This is a genomic window from Bacteroides sp. OM08-11 (assembly GCF_003438665.1).
Taxonomy (GTDB): Bacteria; Bacteroidota; Bacteroidia; order Bacteroidales; family Bacteroidaceae; genus Bacteroides; species Bacteroides cutis.
The window spans coordinates 132,605-150,046 of sequence record NZ_QSTJ01000007.1; the positions used below are offsets into that span (position 1 = coordinate 132,605).

Annotated in this window: 17 protein-coding genes; 3 read left to right on the forward strand and 14 right to left on the reverse strand. The window is 42.5% G+C overall.

Annotated features, from left to right (window positions below; genetic code table 11):
* Nucleotides 1–331: 331 nt before the first annotated feature.
* The 6 genes from DXC10_RS13100 to DXC10_RS13125 all read right to left on the reverse strand — a co-directional run bounded on the left by DXC10_RS13100 (nucleotide 332) and on the right by DXC10_RS13125 (nucleotide 7,041).
* Entirely contained in the window at nucleotides 332–1,033 is a 702-nt protein-coding gene (locus tag DXC10_RS13100; protein ID WP_101542482.1) for a LytTR family DNA-binding domain-containing protein, read from the reverse strand.
* A gap of 6 nt (nucleotides 1,034–1,039) precedes the next feature.
* Nucleotides 1,040–2,104, reverse strand: a complete 1,065-nt coding sequence (locus DXC10_RS13105; protein ID WP_101542483.1) for a sensor histidine kinase — start codon at nucleotides 2,102–2,104, stop codon at nucleotides 1,040–1,042.
* A gap of 50 nt (nucleotides 2,105–2,154) precedes the next feature.
* Nucleotides 2,155–3,375, reverse strand: coding sequence for an ABC transporter permease (locus DXC10_RS13110; RefSeq protein ID WP_101542484.1), 1,221 nt, complete (start codon nucleotides 3,373–3,375; stop codon nucleotides 2,155–2,157).
* A 12-nt stretch (nucleotides 3,376–3,387) separates the two neighbouring features.
* Complete coding sequence (locus DXC10_RS13115; protein WP_117738046.1) at nucleotides 3,388–4,134, reverse strand: ABC transporter ATP-binding protein; 747 nt, start codon at nucleotides 4,132–4,134, stop codon at nucleotides 3,388–3,390.
* Between the two features lie 51 nt (nucleotides 4,135–4,185).
* The gene (locus tag DXC10_RS13120; RefSeq protein ID WP_101542486.1) at nucleotides 4,186–5,415 is read right to left on the reverse strand and encodes an efflux RND transporter periplasmic adaptor subunit; all 1,230 of its coding nucleotides are present in this window, start codon (nucleotides 5,413–5,415) and stop codon (nucleotides 4,186–4,188) included.
* Nucleotides 5,416–5,634: 219 nt separating this feature from the next.
* Nucleotides 5,635–7,041, reverse strand: coding sequence for a TolC family protein (locus tag DXC10_RS13125; protein ID WP_117738047.1), 1,407 nt, complete (start codon nucleotides 7,039–7,041; stop codon nucleotides 5,635–5,637).
* A 190-nt stretch (nucleotides 7,042–7,231) separates the two neighbouring features.
* Here DXC10_RS13125 and DXC10_RS13130 point away from each other — a divergent pair, with 190 nt between their 5' ends.
* From DXC10_RS13130 to DXC10_RS13140, 3 genes are read left to right on the forward strand one after another with little or no spacing between them, the layout of a single operon-like run.
* The gene (locus tag DXC10_RS13130) at nucleotides 7,232–7,453 is read left to right on the forward strand and encodes a DUF4492 domain-containing protein (protein WP_101542488.1); all 222 of its coding nucleotides are present in this window, start codon (nucleotides 7,232–7,234) and stop codon (nucleotides 7,451–7,453) included.
* A gap of 39 nt (nucleotides 7,454–7,492) precedes the next feature.
* Entirely contained in the window at nucleotides 7,493–9,043 is a 1,551-nt protein-coding gene (locus DXC10_RS13135; protein WP_101542489.1) for a cytochrome ubiquinol oxidase subunit I, read from the forward strand.
* Nucleotides 9,044–9,102: 59 nt separating this feature from the next.
* The gene (locus DXC10_RS13140) at nucleotides 9,103–10,251 is read left to right on the forward strand and encodes a cytochrome d ubiquinol oxidase subunit II (protein ID WP_101542490.1); all 1,149 of its coding nucleotides are present in this window, start codon (nucleotides 9,103–9,105) and stop codon (nucleotides 10,249–10,251) included.
* 186 nt (nucleotides 10,252–10,437) lie between these two features.
* Here the strand turns inward: DXC10_RS13140 and DXC10_RS13145 are convergent, their stop codons facing one another.
* From DXC10_RS13145 to DXC10_RS13180, 8 genes are all read right to left on the reverse strand, one after another.
* On the reverse strand, nucleotides 10,438–10,875 hold the full coding sequence (locus DXC10_RS13145; protein WP_101542491.1) for a lipocalin family protein: 438 nt from the start codon (nucleotides 10,873–10,875) through the stop codon (nucleotides 10,438–10,440).
* A 186-nt stretch (nucleotides 10,876–11,061) separates the two neighbouring features.
* Complete coding sequence (locus DXC10_RS13150; protein WP_180949177.1) at nucleotides 11,062–11,301, reverse strand: XRE family transcriptional regulator; 240 nt, start codon at nucleotides 11,299–11,301, stop codon at nucleotides 11,062–11,064.
* A gap of 348 nt (nucleotides 11,302–11,649) precedes the next feature.
* The gene (gene mtgA, locus DXC10_RS13155) at nucleotides 11,650–12,363 is read right to left on the reverse strand and encodes a monofunctional biosynthetic peptidoglycan transglycosylase (RefSeq protein WP_117738048.1); all 714 of its coding nucleotides are present in this window, start codon (nucleotides 12,361–12,363) and stop codon (nucleotides 11,650–11,652) included.
* 92 nt (nucleotides 12,364–12,455) lie between these two features.
* Entirely contained in the window at nucleotides 12,456–13,130 is a 675-nt protein-coding gene (locus tag DXC10_RS13160) for an OmpA family protein (RefSeq protein ID WP_101542493.1), read from the reverse strand.
* A 165-nt stretch (nucleotides 13,131–13,295) separates the two neighbouring features.
* Nucleotides 13,296–14,459: an N-acetylglucosamine-6-phosphate deacetylase gene (nagA, locus tag DXC10_RS13165; protein ID WP_101542494.1), complete on the reverse strand. Its 1,164-nt coding sequence runs from the start codon at nucleotides 14,457–14,459 to the stop codon at nucleotides 13,296–13,298.
* A gap of 17 nt (nucleotides 14,460–14,476) precedes the next feature.
* Entirely contained in the window at nucleotides 14,477–15,817 is a 1,341-nt protein-coding gene (locus DXC10_RS13170) for an ABC transporter substrate-binding protein (protein ID WP_101542495.1), read from the reverse strand.
* Nucleotides 15,818–15,866: 49 nt separating this feature from the next.
* On the reverse strand, nucleotides 15,867–16,658 hold the full coding sequence (locus DXC10_RS13175; protein WP_101542496.1) for an ABC transporter permease: 792 nt from the start codon (nucleotides 16,656–16,658) through the stop codon (nucleotides 15,867–15,869).
* The gene (locus DXC10_RS13180) at nucleotides 16,655–17,428 is read right to left on the reverse strand and encodes an ABC transporter permease (protein ID WP_101542497.1); all 774 of its coding nucleotides are present in this window, start codon (nucleotides 17,426–17,428) and stop codon (nucleotides 16,655–16,657) included. Before DXC10_RS13180 ends, DXC10_RS13175 begins: the two co-directional genes overlap by 4 nt.
* Nucleotides 17,429–17,442 lie beyond the last annotated feature (14 nt).

Consider the following 17,442-nt stretch of genomic DNA (forward strand, 5'->3'; position numbering starts at 1 on the left):
TTTGTTTAATAAAGTTGCGACAATTTGTTAGTAATAAAATCGGTGTCCGACAATCGTCCGACAATCAAATTTTGCAACCTGCTGCGAAATATTGGAGATACGCTTTTTCGTAAGTACTTGATATACCATAATGTAAAAGCACTTCCAACGTTCGCTTACGGAGGAAGTGCTTTACACAAAAACTAAACTAGACTTAACTAAACTATTCTATTGGGGGAGTTTCACAACTCCTATCTGTTCGATGCAAAGGTAAAAAAACATCTTTTAATATGCAATAGGATATTGTAAGAAATCGACCAAATTTTATTATTTATCTATGGTAAACTGGATTTTAGCTACGCTTTTCCAGGAAATCCTGAAAAACCTGTTTATAGCTATCGCTGATGGGGATGTAACTCTTCCCAAAAACTATACGGCCACGGTCGATAATACGTATTTTGTCTTTTTGTACTATGTAGGAACGATGTACGCGCATAAAGCGGGAAGCAGGGAGCAACTCCTCCATGGCTTTCATACTCATAAGTGAAAGAATAGGTTTGGGAGTATTTTCTTCGTAGATTTTGACGTAATCCTTCAAACCTTCTATATAGAGAATATTTTTAAGTTCCACTTGTACCAGTTTGTAGTCACTTTTCACAAAAATACTTTCAATTACCTCTTTGGGTTGTTGCAACAACCCAAACCATTGCACAGCTTTGTTGGCAGCTTGTAAAAAATCAACGTATGAAATAGGCTTCAACAGATAGTCCAAGGCATTGACTTTATATCCATCTATTGCATACTGGTCAAAAGCTGTGGTGAACACAATACGTGTGTGAAAATCTACCATCTTGGAATATTCAAGACCATTGAGCTCCGGCATCTGGATGTCGAGAAAGAGAAGATCGACATGTTTGTCCGGTAAATCTTTCATAGCTTGTACAGCACTAGAATACTTGCCTGCAAGTTCCAGAAAAGGAGTTTTCAGAACGTAGCTTTCCAGAAGGTTTAAAGCCAAAGGTTCATCATCTACGATTGCACATCTTAAATTCATACTGTTTTAATACCTGATACATAAAGTTGATTTATATTCTTTTCCATTCTCACTTACTCCATGTTCCCATTCATAACGTTCCGGATAGGTCAGTTCAAGCCTTTTACGCACCTGTTCCAATCCGATGCCGCTTCCACTCTTATCCGTTTCACTTTTGGGATGATAACTATTGATAATTTCGCAACGTACTTCTTCGTGGCTTTCACTGAAACGAATACGGATGAAACTAGGTTCAGTAGAAGATATACCATGCTTAAAAGCATTCTCAATCAGAGAAATGAAGATGAGTGGAGCAATCTCTGTACGACTATCCGGACGAACCTCGAAATGCGTCTCTACGGTGACATTGGAAGCGAGCCGTATGCGCATCAACTCAATATAGTTCCGAATAAAATCCATCTCTTTACCCAAAGCGACAAAAGTTTGTTGATTGTCATAAAGGACATGGCGTAACAATCGGCTTAATTCCTGAACGGCAGATTGCGCCTTGTCCGTATCAAAGGCAATAAGGGCATAGATGTTATTCAGAGTGTTGAGCAGGAAATGAGGGTTGAGCTGATTACGCAGGTTCTTCAATTCTGCTTCAGTACGGCTTTTCTCTGCTTCACGACGGGCTGCTTCTACCTGTATCCATCGTCCGCTCAGTCGGATGGCTACACTCAACCCGACGGTAAGTATCATGGTGAATGCATCACGCAATATGAATATCCATTTGGGAGGTCCCATATGCCTCCTTGAGTTACCGCTACCTTTAATAAAATTCTGAAAAGCATATTCTTGCCAGAAGTGCACGCCTGCCGTAACACAGATTATCAACAGGACATTCAGTAACAGATATCTGTTGATGCGTCCCTCAAACAGATAGTGGGGGATGAGATAACAGTAATTCACATAAAACACGATAAAGAAAGAGAGTGGAACCACGCTGCCATGCCGCAGATATTCTACCCAAGTTATTGTGAACCCGCTACGTGTCATCATCAAGAATGGAAAACCGAAAACAATTCCCCAGCCGATGATATGTATCAGGGCTTCAATGATGCGCGACCGTGAGTAAAGAATTTGTTTCATACTGTTGCAAAAATAAACAAAATAATGAAGAACTCTTCATTTCTTTATCATCATTCGTATCTTATTGCTTCTATCGGATCCAAGTCTGCTGCTTTCTTGGCAGGATACCAACCGAAAAAGACACCGGTGACGGTACAGACCGCGAAACTGAGGAATACACTCCATAGCTGGATATAAATGGGCCAGTGGGCCACACTCTTGACTATCCAACTTGCTCCGCAGCCGATGATAACTCCGATAAGTCCGCCGGTGATACTGATAAGAATAGCTTCAATCAGGAATTGTGACAGAATATCCACTCCACGGGCACCGACACTCATTCGCAGGCCGATTTCGCGGGTACGTTCCGTGACGGATACATACATGATGTTCATGATACCGATACCACCGACTACCAGTGAGATACCGGCAATGCAGGCAAGTAGGGTGGTCATCAAGTCAGTGGTGGTGTTCAGCATCGAACTGAGTTCCTGTTGGCTGCGGATAGTAAAATCGTCATCATCACTTTCCTTCAACTTATGATTGCGTCGTAGAATTTCAGTGATTTCATCAGTGGCATTGTCCGTCATATCCTCTGTCAGGGCAGAAGCGAAGATACCACTGAGATAAGTTTGGGCGAGTAATCTTTTCATAACGGTAGAGTAAGGCGCAAGTACTACGTCATCCTGGTCCATACCCATACTGTTGTAACCTTTCGATTTCAGTACACCGACTACCCGGAAAGGTACTTGATTAAATCGGATGATGCGACCTACCGGATCTTCTCCGTTGGGGAATAGATTATCTTGTATGGTCTTGCCGATGACACAAACTTTGGCGGAGGTCTGTATATCGGATTCGGTAAACATTTCTCCGTTCTCCACCGTCAACTGTCTGATTTCTAAATAGTCCGTGCCGACACCGCTCACGGAAGAAGGATAGTTGTTGTTGCCTGCAATAAGTTGTCCCGATGAAGACACGTTGGGGCTGACAGCGGCAAGGAAGTTTGTTTCATTTCGCAGAGCTTCGTAATCGGTAAGTTTCAAGGTCTGCATGGCGCTGGGGTCTTGACGTACACCACCACGCATATCGGCTCCCGGATGGATCATAATCATGTTCGAACCCATTTCGGAGATTTGTGCCTGGATACTCTTCTTCGAACCTTGTCCGATGGCAAGCATGGTGATGACCGATGCTACCCCGATGATGATGCCCAGCATGGTGAGGAATGCCCGTAACTTGTTGTTGGCAAGTGCCCGGAGGGCTATTTTAAATAGGTTGGTTCCATTCATATTAATAATGTTTTAATCTTCTTCTTGTTTAGGCAATGCGGCAAGCGCTTCGGCGGCATTCAGGATTTCCGGATTGAGGTGATCTTCTTTAACCTGTCCGTCGCGCAACACTATATTGCGGCTGCTGTACTGGGCTATTTCCGGATTGTGTGTCACGAAGATGATGGTACGTCCTTCTGCGTGCAGTTTCTGGAATAGTACCAATATCTCGAAAGAGGTACGTGTATCCAGATTACCGGTTGCTTCATCTGCCAGAATAACTGCCGGGTTGTTTACCAATGCCCGGGCAATGGCAACACGCTGCATCTGTCCACCGGACATCTGATTGGATTTATGTTCCAGCCGGTCACCCAATCCCACGGCTTGCAGGGCTTCGATGGCACGTTGCCTGCGTTCGGCGGCAGATACTGCGGAGTTGTACATCAAGGGGAGTTCTACATTTTCTACGGCTGTTGTCTTTGCCAGTAAGTTGTAATTCTGAAATACGAAACCGATTTTGCGGTTGCGGAGTATGGCACGCTGAGGCTTGCTCATGGTGCGTACCGAAATGCCGTCAAGTAAATACTCACCGCTTGTCGGAGTATCCAGGCAACCCAATGTATTCAGCAATGTAGACTTTCCCGAACCGGATGTACCCATGATGGTGACGAACTCACCTTCGGTAATGGTGAATGAAACACCACGCAATGCGTGGACTGTCTCGTCACCCACCTGGAAGTTCCGTTTTATGTTTTGAAGTTCAATAACTACTTTGCTCATAATGATTGATGTTTATAAATGGGAATTTAGGGGTGCTATGCCGATAATTCATCATTTGCCGTTTTTCTTTTTATTTCCTCCCGGAGGGCCAGGCATAAACGGACTCTTTTCACCGTTTGCTCCCTGATTTGCTTCCGGTGTTCCAGTATCACCCGGCATGCGCCCGATAGTTGCTTCAGTCACTACTACCGTACCTTCGCTGATACCGCTGATAATTTCAGTATTGATGCCGTTGGAGATACCTATTTCTACCGGATGTGCGGTAAATGTATTACCTTCTCGCGTCCAGAGTTTATGTTCGCCTTCGCTATCTTTCACGATATCATCTTCTCCGATGAGTGGTTTCTCGGGAGTGAAACGCAGGGCACGTGCCGGAACACAAAGCACATCTTTACGGTCGAGAGTATAGATGGTTACATTTGCCGTCAGCCGGGGTTTCAATTTCAAATCGGGATTATGGGCGGAGATAACCACTTCGTATGTAACGACCGTGGTTGATGAAGTGGCTGTACTGCTACTGCTGGCATCACCCAAACGTATTTGAGTTACCACGCCTTCAAATATATCGTTCGGATAGGCATCTACTGTAAATGTGGCGCGTTGTCCTTCTTCGACTCCGCCTATGTCAGCTTCATCCACATCGGCCACCACCTGCATCTGTGTTAAGTCCGCGGCAATGGTAAACAGAGTCGGTGTCTCAAAGCCCGAAGCCACCGTTTGTCCCTCTTCCACATCACGGCTGATAACCACTCCGTCAATAGGGGAAGTGATGACGGTATACGACAAGTTTCGTTCTGCTTTGGCTACGGCAGCCTGACTGCTTTCATAACTGCTCTTCGCCTTTTCATAATTATACAGAGACTGTTCGTAGTCTGTGTCACTGATTAACTGTTTTTCGTGCAAACCTTTATTGCGTTCATAATTCTTCTTTTGATATTCATATTCCGCTTTGGCACCGTTGTAGGTGGCACGTTGAGAAGCCAGTTCGGTCTGGAGGGTCACGCGGTCCATCTCTGCAATCAGTTGGCCTTTGGTCACCGCTGAATTATAGTCTACATAGATTTTGTCGATAATACCACTGACCTGAGTACCGACTTCCACCTCCGTCACCGGTTCGATAGTTCCCGTGGCGGTTACTGACTCTGATATCTCGCCTTTGTTTATGGTTGCTGTCTCGTAGATCACTTTATGCTTGGCTTTAGCACCTCCGAAGAGCCAGAACCCTGCGCCGACTGCCACAATAATGGCTATGGCAATGAGGATAATTTTCTTTTTATTCATAATGATATATTATATATATACTGTTAATTGTTAGTGTATTGTATTTACTGATTGTTTTCCCCTTAAATGTAACGGCCGTTTCCATGAAGAGAAACTTCCGTTCCCATTAGGAGAAACGCCCGTTCCCATTAGTGGAAACTGTCGTTTCCATTAAGAGAAACGCTCGTTTCTGTGGTAGGAAACTTCCGTTTCCATCTATAGGAAACGGAAAACTGATGATTATAGAGTAATCTTCTCTCCCTGATAGAACTTCAACAACTGTGTGTTCAATATCGCCATGTATTTGGCTTGCAGTGTTTCCTGCTGCGCATTAAGCAGGTTATTCTTCTCCGTCAACAGTTCCACTGTATTCTTCATGCCGAGATTGAATTGCTCTTGGATGAGGTCGTAGCTGGTCTGGGTACTCTTTAACTTTTCTACGGCTGCAACATAGCGTTGTTGTGCACTATTGGCATCCAGCCAAAGTCCCTCGATGGTTTTGTACAAAGTCTTCTGCTCATCCAGCAATGACAATTCACTCGTCTGCTTCTGAAGTTTTGCTTTTTGTATGGCACTCTTGGTCTGACGATTGTTGAAGATAGGAATACTTACAGTCAGCCCCAGCGAGTTATTCCAGTTTTGTTTAATCTGCTCACCGAAAGTAAAGTCACTGCCGTTGGCATTGGTACTTCCGATACCGGCACTGAGACTTAGTGTAGGTATATATCCTGAACGGGCAATGTCGATGTCCAATTCCGAAGCCTTTACGTCCAATTTGCTTGCTTCTATTTCCGGACGTATCGTGAGGGCAGCGTGGAATACGTCCGTTTTTGCAGGTAACGGAGAGAGTACATTTTCATCGTTCAAAGCAGGAATATAGAGATTCATTTCTTCTTCACCATCCAGCTCGAGCAGTTGTTTTAGTTGAAGTTTGTAATCTTGCAGGGTAGCTTGTGCTGTTACCACCTGATATTTATCTGTACTGACTTGTGCCTCTAACTGTGCAAGGTCACTCTTTGCAATGCTTCCTGCTGCAAATAGTGCTTGGGCACGTTCATATTCAGCTTTGCTTACCTCCAGGGTAGACTTATTTACTTTTACTGCTTCGGCTGCATAAAGTATCTGCACATAGACTTGTGTGATACTTTCTTCAATGCTATTCTCGCTTTGTGCTACATTCAGTTCGGCAATACGGTTGTTTAAACGTTGTTGTTTCAGTGTGTTCAGGCGTTTACTGCCGTTGTAAAGTGTCCAGTTCGCATCGATACCGTAAGTGCCGTTATAGCTTGTCTTGCTTTGGCTACTCGTGATGTTGTCACCGTTTATAATCGTGTTGGTTTCGCTATTGGGGCGATTTACGATACGTTGGCTTACCGATGCTGATAGGCTGGGGAAGAGGGAAGCTTTCGCGGTTTTTACGTCTACTTCGGTACTTTCGGCATTCAGGCGGTTTTTACGGATGGTGATGTTCTGTTGTAAAGCATAATCAATGCATTTTTGCAAATCCCATTGGGCAAGCAAATTACTGTCGGCCTGCTGAATGTTGTTCTGTGTAGCTTGCTGTATCGTATCGATATTTTGCGCAGACAACCACGTATAGTTTGCTATACAGAGTACTATTACTGTCAATCTTTTTACATTCGTCATATCTCTTAATCTTCTATTGTTTCACATGACAAATATATGCGGTAACCTGTAGAAGTGCAAAACTGATAGATATAGGTCGGATTTTCGTCGGCAGAATACTTTTTTGTGCCGATAAATAACTTTTTAGGTTTTAATTTGTTCTTTATATAAAAGAATTTTATATTTGTAATGATTGTAAATCCGAATTTATATGAAAAACCTTGTAACCAGTATTTGGCAATTCTACTTAGACGGTTTCAGAAGTATGACATTGGGACGTACCCTGTGGCTGATTATCGTAATCAAGTTATTCATTATGTTTTTTATTCTTCGCCTTATTTTCTTTCCAAATTACTTGAATAAGGTGGCTGTGGGGGCTGATAAAGAAGAGTACGTGAGCCGTGAACTTATTATCAGAGCTACCGGTAACTGATTTTTATACCTTTTACATAATACTTAATATTTTACTCTCATGCTTGAAAACATTGACACTTCCCTGATCGACTGGTCGAGAGCGCAATTTGCCTTGACTGCTATCTATCATTGGATTTTTGTGCCGCTCACTTTAGGTTTGGCGGTAATTATGGGCATCATGGAGACGGCTTACTACCGTACGGGTGACGAGTTCTGGAAACGTACCGCTAAGTTTTGGATGAAAATTTTCGGTATCAATTTTGCCGTGGGCGTGGCTACGGGATTGATTTTGGAGTTTGAATTTGGTACGAACTGGAGTAATTACAGTTGGTTTGTTGGAGATATTTTCGGTGCTCCGCTGGCCATCGAGGGCATTTTGGCGTTCTTTATGGAGGCAACGTTTATTGCGGTCATGTTTTTTGGCTGGGATAAGGTGAGTAAACGTTTCCATTTGGCATCTACCTGGTTCACAGGATTGGGGGCTACGATTTCTGCATGGTGGATTTTGGTAGCAAATGCCTGGATGCAAAATCCTGTAGGAATGGAGTTCAATCCGGAAACTGCCCGTAACGAGATGGTGGACTTCTGGGCTGTGGCAACCTCACCGATGGCTGTTAATAAGTTTTTCCATAGTGTATTATCAGGATGGGTGTTGGCTGCCGTGTTTGTGGTTGGCGTCAGTTGCTGGTATCTTTGGAAGAACCGGGATAAGAAGTTTGCCTTGGCTAGCATCAAGATTGCCGCTTGGGTAGGACTGTGTGCCGCTGTGCTTTCTGCATGGACAGGTGATGGCTCCGGCTACCAAGTAGCGCAGAAGCAACCTATGAAGCTGGCTGCCATGGAAGGATATTATGAGGGGCAAGATGGTGCTGGATTGGTTGCTTTCGGTATCCTCAATCCTCAAAAGAAGACTGCCGGTGACGGAGAAGATGCATTTCTGGTCCGTTTGGAAATTCCCAAGTTATTGTCATTGCTTGCAGAACGGAGAATGGATGCATTTGTTCCGGGTATAGACAATCTGTTGCAAGGTGGATATAAGTTGCAAGACGGTTCGATTGCCCTTTCTGCCGAGGAAAAGATAAAAAGGGGAAAAACGGCTATTGGTGCTTTCGCGGCTTATCGTGCGGCAAAGGCTGCGGGTAATGATGCCGATGCACAGGTGGCTGCCAAAGTTTTGAATGAGAACGTGGCATATTTTGGATATGGCTATATTAAAGATATCAATGAGTTGGTGCCTAATGTACCGTTAACGTTCTATATGTTCCGCGTCATGGTGATACTGGGAGGCTATTTCATTCTCTTCTTTATTGTTGTTCTTTTCTTTGTATATAAGAAAGATTTGTCGCGGATGCGCTGGATGCATTGGGTGGCTATGTTGACTGTTCCTTTAGGATATCTTGCCGGACAGGCTGGTTGGGTGGTGGCTGAGTGTGGACGCCAACCGTGGGCTATACAGGATATGTTGCCTACCAGTGCTGCCATTTCTAAGTTGGATGTAAGTTCCGTGCAGACTACTTTCTTTATTTTCCTTGTACTTTTCACTGTTATGCTGATTGCAGAAGTCGGTATTATGCTGAAGGCTATCCGCAAGGGACCGGAAGAAAAGTGATAGAGTGCTTTCAACTTTATCATACACATTATATATTATAATTTTATCACATTTGAAATATGAATACATATATATTACTTCAGCAATATTGGTGGTTTGTAGTTTCCTTGTTGGGAGCTATACTTGTATTCCTGCTATTTGTACAGGGAGGTAATTCACTCATCTTCTGTCTGGGAAAAACGGAGGAACAGCGTAAAATGATGATTAACTCAACAGGGCGGAAGTGGGAGTTTACGTTTACTACACTCGTTACGTTTGGGGGTGCATTCTTTGCTTCGTTCCCATTATTTTATAGTACGAGTTTCGGTGGCGCCTATTGGTTATGGATGATTATCCTGTTCAGTTTCGTGTTACAGGCCGTCAGCTATGAATTCCAGTCAAAAGCTGGGAACTTATTGGGTAAAACGACATATCGTGTGTTTCTGGTAATAAACGGCGTGGTAGGTCCGGTGTTGTTGGGGGGCGCTGTGGCTACGTTCTTTACCGGTTCCGAGTTTTATATAAACAAAGGTAATATAGCGGATACCGTGATGCCTGTTATCAGTCGTTGGGCAAATGCCGGACATGGGCTTGATGCATTACTCAATCCTTGGAATGTAGTGCTGGGATTGGCTGTTTTCTTTTTGGCCCGTATCTTGGGGGCACTTTATTTCATTAATAATATTAATGACAATGATTTGCTGAAACGTTCCCGTCGTGCTTTGTGGGGTAACACGATTTTGTTCCTGATATTCTTCCTTGCCTTTGTTATCCGTATGTTGCTTGCCGAAGGATATGCTGTTAATCCGGTAACAGGTGAAGTGTTTATGGAACCCTACAAATATCTGACGAATTTTCTTGAGATGCCTTTGGTCTTGCTGATTTTCCTCATGGGTGTAGTCTCTGTTCTATGGGGGATTGTCCGTACATTGTGGAAACCTACATTTGATAAAGGTATCTGGTTTGCCGGTATAGGTACCGTGTTTACGGTACTTGCCCTGTTGCTTACGGCTGGCTATAATAATACGGCCTATTATCCTTCTACTGCCGACTTGCAAAGTTCGTTGACGCTGGCAAACAGTTGTTCCAGTCAATTTACTTTGCAGGTAATGGCGTATGTATCTATATTGGTGCCTTTTGTACTTGCTTATATATTCTATGCTTGGCGCAGTATTGACAGGAAGAAGATTGATGTGAAAGAAATGGAAGGAGGAGGACACGCTTATTAAAAAAATGATTTTACCGAATATGGATATTAAATCTGAAACTTGATTATCCTTATCTGTAATAAAACAGCCCTATCATATCCTAAAGCGAGGATTGATAGGGTTGCCTTTGTGTTTGTCTTTTGCAGTCCGTTGCTTTTCCGGACGTTCGGTTAGTTTTTGATACGTCCTCTTTTTTCCTGATAATTATTATTTCTTTTTGAAAGTAATTTCATTATAGAACTCACCTTCTTCATCTTTTTCGTAAGAGGTGAGGACAGCCGTGCTTTCATTCAAGGTTTTGATGGTAGCTTCATCACTATAACCGTCGAAAGAAATTTTTAGTTTGTCACCGGAAATACTCCATTTGAAGTTTTCTGAGTGTATTGTACTGCCGGATATATCTTGGTATACCCCTGACCCGTCATTTTTGAATGTATAAATGTCTTCGGTATATGCTTCGTCCCATGTTTCTTTTTTGCCATTATAAATTTCGTATCCTTTATACCAGGTGGATTCCCAGGTACCGATAATAAGAGTTTTTGCATCACCGTTGACACCTTCATCGTCATCGCTACAACCTGTAAAACCAATGCACAGGGCTATCAATATGTATGACAACCATAATTTCAATTCAAGCTTTTTCATTTTTTTTCTGGATTTAATTAGTATTAAAAAAGTTATTTGATACATTGCGCAAATAGTGACTGTTACGTTTGTATCAATGTTTATAAGTTCCATTGAAAATATTAGGCAAAGATAGCGTGGAAAGAAAGAAAAAATGAAACATTGATGTAACCGGAATTTCTACACAATGTAGAATATTATTCTACATTATTCCTGTTTGCTGCTTGGGTTTGATAGAACTTCCTCCTTAAATTCAGGATGGTAGCAATTGAAAAAATTGTAGTCCAGAACGTGGCTGATACGTAATAAAAGATCTGTATCTATACTTTTTCTTTTGAATATGGAATACACATTAGTTCGGTCGTAATATAGCTTACCAGCAAACCAACTGACGGAACGTCCTTGTTGGCGAAGTTTTTCCTCAATAAGTTTACCTATGTGTACCATGTGTGTCGTTTTTGTACGAAAAAAGGCGGAACCATCCGTAACCTATCTTGCTCTGAGGTACCGCCAAGCACCCAACCGTATAAATAAGTACGAATAATTCACGCCTATACAGCGTGAACTATCACTTACTTATTCTCTACGGTCTTCATTTTGGCGGTTTTCAGAACAGAGAATAAGAGCTAAAGCTCAATATCTAATAAGTATGAGAATGGAAACGCTTTTCCAATGTTTTATTAATTATATTCATTTAATGCAATTACAACAAAGATTACATTTCATGTAATACTTTTGTTATTTTGCAAATTTAGTGAATATTCTTTTTGTATTCTTTAAGAATGGATACTTTTATTATCTTTTCTTCTTTTTAACCGATTTTTCTGTCGGTGGAAATTTCGGTACAAGTTTCATCAGTCTCAGTATCTGTCCTTGTCTTTTTAATATATATGGGGAAGGTTTTGCTGAATTAAATCGTATCGGATTGGGGAGAGTTGCCGCAATCAGTGCACACTGCCCTTCAGTGAGTTTGGCAGCTGTGGTATTGAATTTGTATTTTGCTGCGGCTTGTGCCCCGTATATTCCTTTTCCCATTTCTATGGAATTAAGATAGACTTCCATAATTCGTTCTTTCGACCAGAGTAGTTCGATCAACCAGGTGAAATAGACTTCGAAACCTTTACGCAACCATGAAGACTGTGGCCAAAGAAAGACATTTTTTGCTGTCTGCTGGCTGATGGTACTTGCTCCCCGTTTTCGCTTGCGGCTTTCATTTTCTTCGATCGCTTTTTTTATTTCGATAAAGTCGAAACCATTGTGTGTAGCAAAACGATTGTCTTCGGAAGCAATAACCGCCATAGGCAGGTGAGGGGATATCTTGTCGGACGATACCCAAGTGTGATGCCACTTGGGATTTTCTCCCGTAAATATTTGTTGTACGCTACGGATAACCATTAGGGGAGTGATATATACTGGCACAAAACGATAAATCACTGCTACTGTAAAAGTAGAGATAAAAAAGAATAATATAATGTTACGGGTTATTCGTAAGGGCTTTGAAAGTTTCATTGTCGCAGTGTTGGTGGGGATGTAAATGGAGATTTGTTAAAACGCAAATTAACAATAATCTGCGTTTTAACAAATCTCTGTTTAATCATCATTTATTTTCCTGCTTCTGCATTCTTGATCATCTGTTCGCTGGCATACATATATACATCCACCCGGCGATTTTGTTCGGCTGTCATGTTATTGTCATATTCATTGTATCCCACACCTTCCACTTTTTTGAATTGTGAGGGAGACACACCACAAGCTTGCAGATAATTCTCTACGGCATAAGCACGTTCTCTCGAGACTTTCATATTGGCTTCGTATGTACCTACTTTATCCGTATGACCGACAATAGCGATATCCGTAGTTGGATCTTCTTTTAAAATCTGTGCCAGTTCACGTAAAGAAGCCTTGGAACTGTTACTTAACGCTGCGGAGTTAAAAGCAAATAAAATACCGGATTCAAATGAAACTTTTACAGCAGCTAGTCCGTTGGAGTCTGTCACTTTCTCTACTTGTGCACCTTCAATTCTGGCAGCTTCGGCAGCCTTCTTGTCCATCTTATGACCGATGGCTACACCGGCGCCTGTACCTACTGCCGCGCCTACCGCCGCACCAATGGCCGCGCCTTTTCCTTTACCGATCAATCCTCCGATAATAGCTCCGGCCGCTGCACCCGAACCACCACCGATGATACCACCTTTAGTCGTTTTATTCATGGTACTGCAACTGCCCAGTAGCAAAGCACCACTCAGCAATATAGCTGTGATCTTCATTTTTTTCATACCTTTTTATTTTTTAGTTGGTTTAAGTTTTAATGATGCAAATTTATTTATATAATACATCTGTTGACCTCAAAAAGTTTAGCATTGTACTTTTTTTAGAGAATTTTCCTTTTAATAAATATAAACCAACCCCGTAGTGATAATTCAGGGGTTGTTACTCTTTCCTTAAAAAAGTGTATTTGTCTCTTCAACTAAATTTCCGGCTTGCCATACAGCGCGGATATTCAAATCTTTATCCATAATCAGTATATCGGCATCCTTGTCCTTTTGCAGTGAACCTTTACGGTCGTATACTCCCATAATGCGGGCTGGAGTCTCAGAAGCCATACGTAATGCATCTCCTAAAGGAATTCCTGCTTTTACCATCGTGCGTATCAGCACGTCGGAGGTTGCGATACTGCCTGCCAATGCCGAACGGTCGGCCAATTTACAAACACCGTCCTCGATAATTACTTTCGGATCGTTGATTTCTTTGTCTTCGTTGGCGGTATAGGATAATGCGTCGGTTACCAGGCAGGTATGTTCAACACCTTTTAATTTATAGGCCAGCTTAAGAATAGTAGCAGGCAAATGGATACCGTCGGCAATCAATTCAATGGTCATTCCGTCTGTCAGATAGACACTTTCTACCGTGCCTTCATATTTATATTCGCGGCGTTTGTGGAAACCGGGCATAGCATTGTAGAAATGGGCTGCATGGGTAAAACCGGCTTCAAAGGCTTCTTTGATACCATCATATTCAGCTTCCGTATGCGATACGGCTGCCAGTATGCCTTTTTTACGAAGGTAACGGGCAAAGTCCAGTGCACCGGGAAGTTCGGGTGAAGCGTCCCAACGGCGAATGCAGTAAGTACTCTCTATAAGTTTTTTATATTCTTTCTCATCAATCTCTTTGACTTGTCCGGCAAATTGTTCGCCTGCCATTTTAGGATTTAGATACGGACCTTCGATGTGCAGTCCAATCACTGGGCTTCCGGGTTCTTCCATCAGTTTTTCGCATATTTCGGCAGCTTGGTGCAATTTGCTGAAAGGTGAAGAAGAAAGGGTAGGATAGAAGCTGGTAGCTCCATGCCGCAGATGTGCACGGATAGCTCCACGGAAAGCTTCTTCCGTACATTCGGTAAAGTCGTATCCACCACCACCATGTGCGTGCATGCAGACGAAACCCGGCACGATGTACATACCTTTGGCATCGATGAGCCGTGCACCGATAAGGGCTAGGTCACAGTTTGTTACTTCCAAGATTTTTCCATCCCGCATTAGGACAGAACCTTCATTCAACCAGCCTTGCGGGGTGAATATACGTCCGTTGATAATTTGAGTCAGCATTTTTTTAGAATTTAGATTTATGATTTCAAGTTTCTTTTTTTTCGTCTGCGATGGTGTCGTTGTTGTTTGTATTTCCGTATCTTTCCATACATCAGCCAGATAAACAATATGCCGAAAACGGCAAATATCAGTAATACGATACCTGTATTGAGGTTATCGCCTTTTACACGGCTCCACATTTCGAGTACCAGTTCCGTGCGGTCACCAAAATCGCGTATCATGGCGCAACGTTCCACTATTTTTCGGTCGGGATATTGAACAGGATTGATCTGTAAACTGTCAGCCCCTTTAATTTCTCCGAAAAAATAACTCAGATCGGAACGTTCTTCAATGGTTGTATCAATTTTTGCCTCCATGATTTCGGGAGTTGCCACAGCGCTTACATAACCGATCGCATCCATATTCCTCATGGCTATTTCGGGCTGGCAGAGATAGTTGATGAAATAGCTCGCAGCTTTTACATTACGCGAATATTTCGGGATAACCCAACCATCGTACCAGATGTTACTTCCTTCACGGGGGACTTTATAATCCAGTTCGACTCCCACAGCATTCGCTTCATCAATAGCCCAAACGGCATCACCACTCCAGGTTAAGTTGAGCCAAGTTTTGTTCTTGGTCATCATTTCTTTACCAAAATCAGCTTCCCAGCCGGAGATATTGGGTTTCATGGATTTCAGGTATTTTTCGGCGAGTTCGATGGCTTCGGAAGAATTATCGTTCATTAATTGTTCTACAGTAACAGTGCTGTCTGCCAATTCTTTAGCATGAGCGTAGATGATGGCAGTACCGTATGCATCACGATAGCTGTCTTTCATTAGGATTTTACCTTTGTTCTTTACATTCCATAAACAATACCAACTTCCGGCTTCTTCTTCTGTGATGAAGTTCTTGTTATAGAGAATACCGGCGGTACCCCACATATAAGGTACGGCATAGTCTGTAGTGGTACGTTCCGGTTGACTGGTTTTATTCAATTCTTTTTGGATGTAAGGCGAGATGTTGGGAATATAGTCTGGTGTTTTACCGAAATTCCGGTTTATGGGTAAGAGTAAATCTTTTTTCAGCATTCGTTCGATGATATATTCAGAAGGACATACCACGTCAAAATCTTCATGTCCGCGTTCAATTTTGGTAAGCATTATTTCATTGATGTCGAACACCTGATAGATGATACGGATATCTTCTCCGGTCTGCTGCTTATACCAGGCAGGAAATTCGGCAAGTACATCTTCATCGATATAGTCTGCCCAATTATATATTTTCAGTACATGACTGCGCTGCTCGTTTGAACCTCCGCAGGAAGCGAACAGGCCAATGCAGCACAGCAGGGTCAATAGGACTGTTAATTTTTTCATTAGCTTTTATATATCATTTCTTAATTCTCCCTTTTGACGAGGTGAGAAGTTATTCTTTTTTTGACTTTTCTGCCCGTTTGTTAATCACAATCAGCAGTACCAGTACCGTTATGAAAATAATCGTTGATAACGGACGAAGTTCCGGTGTCAGTCCGCCTTTACGCGCATCGGCATAGATATAAGTCGATAGTGTTTCCAAACCTTCGTTGCCAATGGTAAAAATGGTTACTGCGAAGTCATCGATAGAAAGCGTAAATGCAAGGATAAATCCACTAATCATTCCTGGAAATATTTCAGGGAGAATTACTTTACGTAATGCCTGAAATGGGGTGGCACCCAGATCGAGCGCTGCTTCATATACATTCTGATTCATCTTTTTCAGACGAGGCATGACACTGAGTACCACGTATGGTGTACAAAAAGTGATATGTGCCAATACCACCGTCGTAAATCCTTGTGATATACCGAAACTGACAAATAAAAGGAACAAGGATACACCTGTAATGATATCAGCGTTCATCATTGGGATGGCATTGGCGAAGTTCATTATCTGCCGTGTACGTGTACGCAAATTGAATATGCCGATAGCAGCAATACTTCCCAAAACGGTGGAGGCGGTGGCAGCAAGCAATGCGATGGCAAATGTGTTCCAGATAGCACTCATCAGCGAGTGATGCATTCCGCCTGTAAAGAGCGAACTGTATAGTTTTGTGGAAAATCCTGTCCAGTTGCCAAGCACTTTCGCTTCAGTGAAAGAGAATATCATAATGATCAGAATCGGCGAATAGAGTAATGCCAATAACATCCAAAGGTAACTTTTAGCCAGAATACGCGTCATCATATTACACCTCCGCTTTCATTGGACGCACTGTCTTCTTCGTTGGTAAAGAGAATGGTAATACCAATCAGTAACAACATGATGAGTGACAAAGCTGCACCATAATTCCACATTCCGTTATAGATATTTTCCTGTACCGTTGTACCGAACAACTTGATGTTGTTCATTGTCAGTAACTCGGCAATGGCAAAAGTAGATACTGTGGGCATGAATACCATCACAATTCCACTCATGATACCCGGCATGGATAGCGGTAATATTACTTTTCCGAATACCTGCATAGGGTTGGCTCCCAAGTCTTGTGAAGCTTCAATCAAGCTGTGATCCATTTTCTGCAGCGTATTATAAATAGGATATATCATGAAAGGCAGAAAATTGTATACCATACCGAAAACCAATGCCCCTTCTCCCAATGGCAGACTCAGAAAGTCAAAAAGTGCCACTGTGGCAAGAGTACGTATCAAAATATTTACCCACATGGGCAGAATGAACAGTACCACCATCGTACGGGAAGTATTGAAATGTTTCTGACTCAGAATGTAGGCTGCCGGATAACCCAGCAACAGACATGCAAGTGTTGTTATTATTGCAATGCCGATGGAGTAGACGAATGTGTTCAGTGCCTCGGGATGCATCATGAACTTGCGGAAGTTGGCAAAGGTAAACGTCCCTTCGGCATCTGTAAAGGCATACAACACAATGAGTAGTAGCGGTACTATTACAAATATAAGTAAAAATAACGCGTAGGGCACTGTCCAGTTGCGCCGCCGCATGAAGAAATAGGATA

What these genes read in the sequence shown, in the direction of transcription:
- DXC10_RS13100 (WP_101542482.1), bottom strand. Translation starts at nt 1,033, where the DNA reads ATGAATTTAAGATGTGCAATCGTAGATGATGAACCTTTGGCTTTAAAC.
- DXC10_RS13105 (WP_101542483.1), bottom strand. Translation starts at nt 2,104, where the DNA reads ATGAAACAAATTCTTTACTCACGGTCGCGCATCATTGAAGCCCTGATA.
- DXC10_RS13110 (WP_101542484.1), bottom strand. Translation starts at nt 3,375, where the DNA reads ATGAATGGAACCAACCTATTTAAAATAGCCCTCCGGGCACTTGCCAAC.
- DXC10_RS13115 (WP_117738046.1), bottom strand. Translation starts at nt 4,134, where the DNA reads ATGAGCAAAGTAGTTATTGAACTTCAAAACATAAAACGGAACTTCCAG.
- DXC10_RS13120 (WP_101542486.1), bottom strand. Translation starts at nt 5,415, where the DNA reads ATGAATAAAAAGAAAATTATCCTCATTGCCATAGCCATTATTGTGGCA.
- DXC10_RS13125 (WP_117738047.1), bottom strand. Translation starts at nt 7,041, where the DNA reads ATGACGAATGTAAAAAGATTGACAGTAATAGTACTCTGTATAGCAAAC.
- DXC10_RS13130 (WP_101542488.1), top strand. Translation starts at nt 7,232, where the DNA reads ATGAAAAACCTTGTAACCAGTATTTGGCAATTCTACTTAGACGGTTTC.
- DXC10_RS13135 (WP_101542489.1), top strand. Translation starts at nt 7,493, where the DNA reads ATGCTTGAAAACATTGACACTTCCCTGATCGACTGGTCGAGAGCGCAA.
- DXC10_RS13140 (WP_101542490.1), top strand. Translation starts at nt 9,103, where the DNA reads ATGAATACATATATATTACTTCAGCAATATTGGTGGTTTGTAGTTTCC.
- DXC10_RS13145 (WP_101542491.1), bottom strand. Translation starts at nt 10,875, where the DNA reads ATGAAAAAGCTTGAATTGAAATTATGGTTGTCATACATATTGATAGCC.
- DXC10_RS13150 (WP_180949177.1), bottom strand. Translation starts at nt 11,301, where the DNA reads ATGGTACACATAGGTAAACTTATTGAGGAAAAACTTCGCCAACAAGGA.
- mtgA (WP_117738048.1), bottom strand. Translation starts at nt 12,363, where the DNA reads ATGAAACTTTCAAAGCCCTTACGAATAACCCGTAACATTATATTATTC.
- DXC10_RS13160 (WP_101542493.1), bottom strand. Translation starts at nt 13,130, where the DNA reads ATGAAAAAAATGAAGATCACAGCTATATTGCTGAGTGGTGCTTTGCTA.
- nagA (WP_101542494.1), bottom strand. Translation starts at nt 14,459, where the DNA reads ATGCTGACTCAAATTATCAACGGACGTATATTCACCCCGCAAGGCTGG.
- DXC10_RS13170 (WP_101542495.1), bottom strand. Translation starts at nt 15,817, where the DNA reads ATGAAAAAATTAACAGTCCTATTGACCCTGCTGTGCTGCATTGGCCTG.
- DXC10_RS13175 (WP_101542496.1), bottom strand. Translation starts at nt 16,658, where the DNA reads ATGATGACGCGTATTCTGGCTAAAAGTTACCTTTGGATGTTATTGGCA.
- DXC10_RS13180 (WP_101542497.1), bottom strand. Translation starts at nt 17,428, where the DNA reads ATGCGGCGGCGCAACTGGACAGTGCCCTACGCGTTATTTTTACTTATA.